At 54.9% G+C, this 1,586-nt stretch carries 1 protein-coding gene; it reads left to right on the top strand.

Features of this window, described 5'->3' with window-relative positions; genetic code table 11:
* On the top strand, positions 1-1,586 hold a 1,586-nt coding region (gene dxs, locus ACTHS3_RS12635; protein ID WP_440368096.1), incomplete at both ends, for a 1-deoxy-D-xylulose-5-phosphate synthase.

The raw sequence follows: 1,586 nt of genomic DNA, 5'->3' as shown, positions 1-1,586 counted from the left end.
GACCATTTGGTCTGGGATGTCGGCCATCAAAGCTATCCGCACAAAATCCTCACCGGCCGCAAAAATCAAATGCACACTATGCGCCAATACGGCGGTTTGGCCGGTTTTCCGAAACGCAGTGAGTCGGAATACGACGCATTCGGCGTGGGGCATTCTTCCACATCCATCGGCGCGGCATTGGGCATGGCCGTTGCGGACAAACAGTTGGGCAACAACCGCCGCAGCGTCGCCATCATCGGCGACGGAGCCATGACGGCGGGTCAGGCATTTGAAGCCCTGAACTGCGCAGGCGATATGGATGTTGATTTGCTGGTCATCCTCAACGACAACGAAATGTCGATTTCCCCCAATGTCGGCGCGTTGCCGAAATACCTCGCCAGCAACGTCGTGCGCGATATGCACGGCCTGTTGAGCACCATCAAAGCCCAATCGAGCAAAGTGTTGGACAAATTGCCCGGCGCGATGGAGCTTGCCCAAAAAGTCGAAAATAAAATCAAAACCTTGGCAGGCGAAGCGGAACACGCCAAACAGTCACTGTCTTTGTTTGAAAACTTCGGTTTCCGTTACACCGGCCCGGTGGACGGCCACAACGTTGAAAATTTGGTGGACGTATTAAAAGACTTGCGCGGCCGCAAAGGTCCTCAGTTGTTGCACGTCATCACCAAAAAAGGCAACGGCTACAAATTCGCCGAAAACGATCCTGTCAAATACCACGCTGTCGCCAAGCTGCCGAGCGAAGTGTCTGCTCCGGAAGTCAAACCTGCCGCGGTCAAACCGACCTATACGCAAGTGTTCGGCCAATGGCTGTGCGACCAAGCGGCGGCGGACGAGCGTTTGGTTGCCATCACGCCTGCCATGCGCGAGGGCAGCGGCTTGGTTGAGTTTGAACAGCAATTCCCCGACCGCTATTTCGACGTTGGAATCGCCGAGCAACACGCCGTTACCTTTGCGGGCGGTTTAGCATGCGAAGGCATTAAGCCTGTCGTGGCGATTTACTCCACTTTCCTGCAACGCGCTTACGACCAGTTGGTACACGACGTTGCCTTGCAAAACCTGCCTGTTTTGTTCGCTATCGACCGCGCCGGTATTGTTGGTGCAGACGGCCCGACCCATGCCGGTTTATACGACTTGAGCTTTTTGCGTTGCGTGCCGAACATGATTATTGCCGCACCCAGCGACGAAAACGAATGCCGCCTGCTGCTCTCAACCTGCTATCAAGCAAACTCTCCGTCCTCAGTCCGTTATCCGCGCGGTACAGGCACGGGCGCAACCATTTCAGACGGCCTGGAAACCGTTGAAATCGGCAAAGGCATTATCCGTCGCAAAGGCGAGAAAATTGCCGTTATCGCCTTTGGCAGCATGGTTGCCCCATCATTGACCGTCGCCGACAAGCTGAATGCGACCGTTGCCGATATGCGCTTTGTCAAACCGATAGATGAAGAACTAATCGTCAGTCTTGCCCGAAGCCATGACTACATCGTTACTGTCGAAGAAAATGCCGAACAAGGTGGCGCAGGCAGCGCGGTGTTGGAAGTGTTGGCGAAACACGGCATCTGCAAACCGGTGTTGCTGTTGGGTGTAGAAGA

This window comes from Neisseria sp. P0009.S007, assembly GCF_051962515.1.
This window is presented reverse-complemented; position numbering and strand designations above follow the sequence as displayed.